Here is an 8,376-nt window from a genome sequence, read left to right on the forward strand (position 1 = left end):
TCTTTATATTACACAAATACTCTGACTTATGCTGCGTACAGTGACCGAACTTTTCATCTTTTCAGGTTGATAATTGAGCTGTAGTGCTTGGGCAATCGCCAAATGCACCAAATTCACGCCGCTCATGAAGGTATGTGCAATGCCACCTGATGGCCGAGAATTCACTTCCAAAATATACAACTGCTGTTGATCATTATATCGAGCTTGCATATTCACTAACCCATCACAACCAAATAATGCAGCCACCTGATTGGCCAACTCGATCGCAGGATCTTCGAATGTCAAACTCTGGCAGCCATTCTTTTGCTTATAACGTGCGATCGCACCATGCACCTGACCATGTACGCACAACATATCCACTGAGCACTCCAATCCAGCAAGAAATGGCATGACCAAATACACAGGAGGCTGTTCTAACTGGCGATAACTCTCAATAAAACTTTCAGGATGCGCCTTGAATCTCATACTATTGGCAAACACATCAAAAGCATCCGCATTAGGGTCTAAATGCCAAAACCCTGAAGCGAAAACTCCTTTAGCAGGCTTGACGCACACATCGCCTTTTTGCAGCCAGTCATGATATGCATCTTCTAATTGCTCGGCATTTTCAACTATGGTTGCTGGTGCAACTGCCAAGCCGTGAGTTACACAGATCTGAGTGAACAGAGCTTTGTCATTCAGTTGCTCGATCTGCTCAACCGTATCACAGCCCGCCATGAGACGGATGCCCAATTGTTCGAAGCGCTGTTTTTGCGCCAGATAAAGTTCAGCATGATGCCCAGCAATAATTAATTTGACGTTTAAGCATTGTGCCTGCTGTAAAACCCACTCGACTCGCTCTGACAAAGGCGGTTCTTGTAAAGCGATATCTGCAACAGATGTAATTTCAGGACGATCGTCTGCATGTGATGCCACCACATGAATTCGGGTATCAAACGGCGCCGTTTTTGCGGCCAAAATTAAATCACGTTGACAAGAATGCGCTTGGGTAAACCAAATCCCGATCGAATTTTCTGCAATGCCAATCTGAGCAAGATCATTCACTATTTGTGTCATACACATTCCACCATTTGCACCACCACTAAGCGACCTCCATCCTGACGTGAAAGTAAAATTTGTTTTCCATCCAGCAATTCAATTTTTTCGCCAATTGGAATGGTTGTTTTGCTTGCCACATCCATGAGATCAGGCAGATTTTCATTGACCAACCACCACTGATTTTGATGAAAAATAAAATAGCCAACACGTTTGGTTTGTTCTGCTGTTAGACGCTCATTCGGTGCAATCAAATTATTGGCATGCCACGGGTAAAGTGACTGCCCTGTCCAGACCATTAAACGGTGATTATCAGGTCTAAAACTGCCTTCTCGGCGTGCCGAATAGAGGTTCAGTACAGGTAACTTGCCTTTAAAGGCTGTACCACAAAATGGACATACTGGTTTTGTTGTATTATCAAATACATACCATTTTTGACTGCAATCGCTATTTAAGCAAGGCTGGATCAAATCTACCGTTTTAACCAAAGCGGTTTCCCAATCATTGGCAGAAGGTCGCTGCTGCGGCTGCTGTAGACCCGTCACAAAGCTTTGTAAAAACAGTTCTTTTAAATAAGGGCCTGTCACGGTGAATGGAATTTTTTCAGGATCGGCCCACGGTAAAGCACTTGGACGGACTTGACTAACTTTTACCCGATTGCTTGGGTCGGTTGGATGTTCAATAAATAAGGCATTGTCACCCATTGCCAGATTTTCATCGCGCTGCGGATCATTCACATCATGGACTTTTCCACCACGCAATGGATGCCGATACAGTAAATACATGTAGATCAAGACCGCCAAGGCATGCCGATCGGTCATGATATTTGGGAGATTTCGCTGTGGGTCATCTTTTTTTAAATGATTGGTTTTCACCACTTCAGGTGCAATAAAATCAGGCGTTCCGACCACATCAGGTGGATATTTGCCAGGCACAACCAAACCATCAACATCAATTACACAGGCACGGCCAGTTACAGGATCAATCAAAATATTCTTATAGGATAAATCTGAATGTGCCAAACCTGCTGCATGCATACGGCGCACAGCACGGGCAATTAAAATACAAATTCTTAGATAATTCGACCAATTGCCTTTTTCTTTTTCATCTAAAAAGCGATTTTGGTTATTGGCACTGGCAAACCATTTCCCTTCTTTCTCCTTACCTTTAATGCCTAAAAAATCATTATTTTTAGACCCATGTTCGAAGAAAAACTGTTTTTGGTAAGTGGGAGCTGTAATCCCCAACAAACCATTATATTCAATCAAACCATCGGGCCAGCAAAACACATTTTTCCAGTAATCCCCGCCGGCACTGTTGAAAATACCTTGCCATTTATTGCCAACAATTTCCTTTAAGCGGTCCTTCTGTCTTTCCAGCTCAGCATGTGACTGATAGAAATGGTTTTTTTCTTTGCTAAAAAAACACACCACATAAGATTTATCAGGAGAAAAATAGACATCTTTCATTGCTCCTGAGCCAATCACTTCATCAACGAATGCAACTGGCCGACCATCTAAAGTTTGACACTGGATAATCTTAGTCATGGGCAAGCCCCTCCACACTCACAGGCTTATTCCATAAAATCGCCAAAGTACGATCATCATGATGCCCTGCACTAAAGAACTTTGACCATTCCAATAAAGCCTGATCCGGGTGTGGCTGCTGTAACTGTGGTTCAATTTCTTGCCATAAGGCCTGCCATTTTTCGTGGTTCGCAAGTCCAGCATCTGTTTCAAAGCGCGGATCGGAAATACCATCTGTCATTAAAATCACAGCTTCACAATCATCGTAATAGCCAATATTGACGCGACTAGCAAACTGCTGTGCAAAACTGCGATCTAAGAAACGGGTTTGCCCAGCAAACTCGCCACCATCTGGTTTGCCCATTAAACGTACTTTATCTTTGGCATATACAGCAATCGCGCCATCGCCCATCCAAAAGGTACTAATAAAGGTTTTTTGCTCACACTGTTTAACCACAGCCACCAATAAAGTCGTGGCATAGGCCTTGGCTGCAACCTGCTTTAACTCGGCTTCCTGCTCAATGGCTTCAATGGCCACTTGGGCTGTTTTATAGAAAGTATCATGAAAATCTTTATAGATTTGCTGTGCAACAAACTTGGTCATTTCATCATCACTGCCAACTTGCCATTGCTGCAATAAGCGATCCAGATGCGGATGATGCTGTTCGAGGTAATCCGTCAGCGTTTTGGCTGCGCTTTGCACCGCAAGTAAAGAACCTTGTCGAGAGTAACTGGCACTACCAGCACCGTCTGCAACAATCAATACTGACCAATCGGTCTCTGCAACACGTGCAATCAGAAAGTCATCATCACGGAAAGTACCTGCGTGTTCATGTGAGCGCCCGCGCTGACTACAGGCAGCAAGGTTAAAATGCTCAGTCTGAATCAATTGGTGGTCACTATGTGCTTTTTGATAAGGTTCATTGCTATCAGGCTCATTGACCTGCCATAAACTACGCGGATCAGCAGTAATAATGAAGGTCACCTCACCCGAAGACCATGCTTGTGTGGCTTCGTTATTTTTATACTGAAATGCCAGTTTAAATTCACCTGCTTGTAACGGTATGCCCTGTAATTGTTGCGCTTCATCATCAAATACGATGCCTAAGTCGTCTGGAATTTTGATCGATTCAGAGCAAATCAGCACGTCCTCTTTGACTGGATATTGCATTTGGATACGGGCTTGATAGTCTTGCCCAACACGCGCATTGGGTATCTGAAAATGAGGCATTTTGTTCACCATTTTCACCTCATGATTTGGTCTTCCTGAGGCATTATTCTGATTGTGGTCTGTATTATTTGAGTCAATATCTGCAGTCGAATTAACTAAAATTAACGAGGTTGTCGGAAGTGACGTAGCGACAGAGCTATCATTGATGAAAGATGGTTCAGCTTCTGCTTCAACGGGAGATGACAAATAAAGCTCATCTAGAAAGTCAAGCTGATCAACTGACTCTAACGCATCAGTCTCATGAATTGGATTCTGCATCATTTGGGTATGATCGAATAGCGGTTGGCTTGAATCAGCGCTATTGATATTTTCAGCTTTAGAGATGTAAACCGGCAAGCGCCCCTGCTCCAAGATGCGCTGTAATAAAGAATGCTGAAACACTGCTGACTGTTCTAATTGAAAGCCTATTTGCTCATAAATCTGTTCAACCAAATCATGATAGGCATTATAAATTTTTTTACTGTTCAGCAATTGATCAAGAGAATCATCATCCAGTAACAGAGGGTTCTGTTGAGTTTGATCTTGTAACAGCTGCTTTAATGTATTTAAAAAAGCGGTCTGAACGTCAGTAGTCAAAGTTTGCGACATGGCTTTTCCTAGATCCAATTGTTAACCACGCCCTCGTTGCACATCGAAGCCGTCCATTCCACCATAACCAAAACTGACTTGGCGACGACACCATGGACAAGTCACATCCTCACTAAAACCGTCATAACACATCAATTGGCCACAACCACACATGGCAAAAGCCGTTTCAGCCAAACAATGTGGACATTCTGGAGTACCTTGTAATAGCGTGGTATTGACCTGCTGCTGATGTTGGGTTTGATCAGACCACGTAAAATAATCCTCATCAATTTTGCAGCATTCGGTCAATTGAAAATGATATAAATTCAGGTTGATATTTAAATCTTGAGGCGCTTGATACTGAATTTCACGTTCAAATTTCATTAAATAGGGTCGATTCAGCTTGCCACAACGCCCCACAAAAGTGACACAGTTTTCATCCACCAAGGTTTTCTTGGCAGGCAAATCCTTGACCAGACGCATATAACGCTCATCAATTGGCGGTAAATGATCTTGCTGCTGCCCATCCCCAATACTTTTACTTTGTGCAACCACAGAAGCACTAATCCACTGGAAAAACTTTTTAAAGTCTTGTTCATTCAACTCATCAAAAGCAATACAGTGTTCTGTTAATTGCTTGAGCGTTGCATAATCAACGTTCTTACCCATTCCTAAGGCAATCAGCGTACAGCGTCGTGCATATTTCTTTTGCCAGCGATATATCGCATCTTTACATTCATCGGTCGGACGACCATCCGTAAACAAATATACGATTGGCTTCCAATCCCCTTTGGTTTCTTCTGTTGTTTTAATCAAATGACGATCAAATTCATTCATCAAATGTTCTAAGGCTTTGCCTAAATGTGTCCCGCCGCCCAAAGGTAATTTCGCAGGATAATAAGCAAACACTTCCACTAACGGAACTAAGGTTCGGACAATCCCTGCAAAGGCAATAACAGAAACATACACGGTTTCCAAGGCATATGGATCTTGACGTAATTGTTGCATAATCAACTGGATGCCTTGTTGCATCTGTTGAATATTTTGCCCCGCCATCGACTCAGAACAATCCAATACGAAAAAAACAGGTAAACGGCGCATCTTCTAATTATCCTTAATGTATTCTTTATTTTATTCACAACACCAATTGCACTTCGGGTGGTGGTGGTGGTAATGAAACAGAGCCTGAAATCCCCGCACTACTACTTCCCACCACGACACTGGCAGACACCCACTTAAAGAATCCTGCAAAAGATGCCGCATCCATGGTATCCAATACCACGACTTTATCGGTCAGTTGTAGGAGATGTTCCTGTTTGGCTTTTGGCCCAGCGGCACAGGCAACGATACTGGCAAAGTTTAACTGTTTTATGACAGGAATCGCTTGCTGGTAAGCATAGACATCTGAAGGTGAGCCGTCAGTCATCACAAATAACAGCGGACGCCAATCCCCTTTGACCTCATCGGTACTTTTCTGTAATTGCTGAGTGACTTGCTCAGCAAGCAACTCAAGTGCAGCGCCCATAAAAGTTGCGCCTGCACTTGGCACATCGATATCGGCAAGCTGTACTTGATCCAAGGGCGTTAAAGGCAAATAAACCTTCGCCTCTAGATCAAAGGTAATAATACTTAAATGCACACTCTCCAATGCATAAGGGTCTTGCCGTAATGCACTCAACATGGACTGCAAGCCGACATTCACCGAATGAATTGGCTCACCTCGCATCGATCCTGAGGTATCTAATAAAATATAAACGGGTAAACGGCGCATGTTGTTCTAAACCTTTCTTTAGCCGAAAATCAAATTTTTAAGCGTATTGTTTTAACCATTCTACAAATGAATCGGATTGGGAGGCCTGTCCGACTGCATTAAATTTCCATCCAGCTGATTCACGGACAAGTTCAGCAAACAGTAATGAACGCTGTTGATCATATTGTCCCGTGCCCGACAAATCGAAACGGACCATTTCCTTACCTGTAGTATCCACTGCACGAATAAATGCATTTTTGACTTGACCAAAATGTTGTTTATTTTCAGCAGCTTTATAGATTTGCACCACAAAAACCACTTTTTGGTATTGTTGATTCAGATCATTGAGCTTCACGATAATTTGTTCATCATCGCCATCCCCCGCACCTGTACGGTTATCACCGGTTAACCAGATATGTCCAGAGGAATGCTTTTGATTATTAAAAAAGATAACATCACTATTTTCTAAGGTGACATTACCCTGCGCATCTCGCCCCAGATTATTGACCTTGCCATTGCTCCCCACCAGGAAGGCAATCACATCCAGATCATATTCAGCGCGATTGCCACCAAATAATCCACCGAGAAAGCCTTTTTTCTGTTCCTGAATATCCCAACCTAAACCAATGGTTACTTGAGACAAATTATTTTCAGTTTTACTTAAACTTATGCCTTGACCTTTATTTAAACTCACAGCCATGGTTTTACCCTCTTATTTAATCTTTATTTTGCTTTTATAGTACGATGTTGACTTCAGGCGGTGGGGGTGGCAAATCGCCTAGACCAGTGACTTCTTTTTGTCCTGCATCCACTTTCTGGCTACCTGTTGAAATACTGGCAGAAACCCATTTAAAGAACGCTTTGATCGTATTTGAATCTGCCGTTGCCAATTCAACAACAACTTCTGTGATTTGTTTTAAAATTGAAGTATCGGCACCATGTCCCGCTGCGCAGGCCACGATTACCCCTGTTTTGACTTGTTGTAAACGTTGCAACCCTTTACGCCAATCATCTGTTGGCACACCATCAGTCATAATGAAAATCAAAGGTTTCCAGTCACCTTTGACCTCTGCAGTGGTTTTTGCCACTTCCTGTTCAATTTTATCGGCTAATAGCGCTAAAGCATCGCCCAAGGCTGTGGTTCCTGTGACCTGCAAATCTGGCGCTTGGAAAACAGCCAATTCAGTTAAAGGCACTAACTGTTTGGCTTGGCTGTCGAAACTGATTAAAGATAAATAGGCCGTTTCCAGCGCATAAGGATCTTGACGTAAAGTCGAAAGTAAAATTTGTACCCCATTTTTTACGGCTTCTATAGGCTCACCATGCATAGAACCTGAGGTATCAAGTAATAAATAAACTGGTAAACGACGCATTATTTTTTACCCTTATTTCGTTATGATTTAAATTTTAAGCCTAGATTACACTTTTAGCTTACCTAAATCATTACAAAGTAAAAAATAAATACTCTTCTGTCTACCTATTCCAGCTAAGGATTGAGCTTAATATTGACCAATTCGGCTTCAAAAGTATCGACCAAACTCTTAATTGTCGGCTCTTGGTGTAATAACTCGACTGCACGATGATATGCTCTTTCTTTACGCTCATTCTGCATCATTAAAGGCGTATTGGAATCCACTGCAGCATATTGCACACTGAACAACGTTTGTGGCCATTGTGCTTTTAATGCATCCTCCAAGCCATGCTGCAATTGCGATAACATACCTTCATATTCTTGAGGAATCTGAAAAACACAAGCAGCATTGATCTGTCCTTGCATCACACCATGCTGAGCTAACTCTTGAACCGCAGGTGAAAGCTGGCTAGTTCTAAACCAATACTCCCACTTCTCTAAATTCCACTCGCCTTCTAAAACCTGCTCACGCAGTTTTAAAATATCTTGAGGCATCAGATCAGTTTGTCCGTGATCTTGCTGTTGTATTACAGGTGCAGCTGGTTTATCTGCGACAACACTCTGTTCCGAAACAACCGCTTCAAGCACTGACTCTGCGATGAGATCAAGCGCCTGTTCAGCTTGAGGCTGCTCCAGCTGTACTTGAGGGTTTTGCTCAACAGGAAAAACCAGTACATCATCCGCCTCAACGATATTCGACTGAATCGTATGTTGTTGTACTGATACATCCAATCCAATTAACTGACCGTCCTCGACATCAAACACCATGAGATGAGGATCTTGATTGCGCTGTTCAGGTTCAGGTTCAGGTTCAGGTTCAGGTTCAGGTTCAGGTTCAGGTTCAGGTTCAGGTTCA

At 42.7% G+C, this 8,376-nt stretch carries 7 protein-coding genes and 1 pseudogene; all 8 read right to left on the bottom strand.

What is annotated here, in order from left to right:
* Positions 1–3: 3 nt before the first annotated feature.
* Positions 4–1,056 carry an ATP-grasp domain-containing protein gene (locus tag A7P54_RS07590; protein WP_171549186.1) on the bottom strand — a complete coding sequence of 351 codons (1,053 nt, stop codon included), beginning with the start codon at positions 1,054–1,056 and terminating at the stop codon, positions 4–6.
* Positions 1,053–2,582, bottom strand: a complete 1,530-nt coding sequence (locus A7P54_RS07595) for a lipopolysaccharide kinase InaA family protein (protein ID WP_171548267.1) — start codon at positions 2,580–2,582, stop codon at positions 1,053–1,055. The genes A7P54_RS07590 and A7P54_RS07595 overlap by 4 nt, the downstream gene beginning before the upstream one ends.
* Positions 2,575–4,380, bottom strand: a complete 1,806-nt coding sequence (locus A7P54_RS07600; RefSeq protein WP_171548268.1) for a PP2C family serine/threonine-protein phosphatase — start codon at positions 4,378–4,380, stop codon at positions 2,575–2,577. The genes A7P54_RS07595 and A7P54_RS07600 overlap by 8 nt, the downstream gene beginning before the upstream one ends.
* A 21-nt stretch (positions 4,381–4,401) precedes the next feature.
* Complete coding sequence (locus A7P54_RS07605; RefSeq protein WP_171548269.1) at positions 4,402–5,460, bottom strand: TerY-C metal binding domain-containing protein; 1,059 nt, start codon at positions 5,458–5,460, stop codon at positions 4,402–4,404.
* Between the two features lie 34 nt (positions 5,461–5,494).
* Positions 5,495–6,130 (bottom strand): VWA domain-containing protein, encoded by a 636-nt coding sequence (locus A7P54_RS07610; protein ID WP_005203233.1) that lies wholly within the window; start codon positions 6,128–6,130, stop codon positions 5,495–5,497.
* A gap of 37 nt (positions 6,131–6,167) precedes the next feature.
* Complete coding sequence (locus A7P54_RS07615) at positions 6,168–6,809, bottom strand: TerD family protein (RefSeq protein ID WP_171548270.1); 642 nt, start codon at positions 6,807–6,809, stop codon at positions 6,168–6,170.
* Positions 6,810–6,843: 34 nt separating this feature from the next.
* Complete coding sequence (locus A7P54_RS07620) at positions 6,844–7,482, bottom strand: VWA domain-containing protein (protein WP_016540376.1); 639 nt, start codon at positions 7,480–7,482, stop codon at positions 6,844–6,846.
* Between the two features lie 113 nt (positions 7,483–7,595).
* A pseudogene (locus tag A7P54_RS07625) lies at positions 7,596–8,376 on the bottom strand (DNA polymerase III subunit gamma/tau); the annotation flags it as partial.

It is taken from the genome of Acinetobacter sp. Ac_3412, from assembly GCF_013072675.1.
GTDB classification, from domain to species: Bacteria; Pseudomonadota; Gammaproteobacteria; order Pseudomonadales; family Moraxellaceae; genus Acinetobacter; species Acinetobacter higginsii.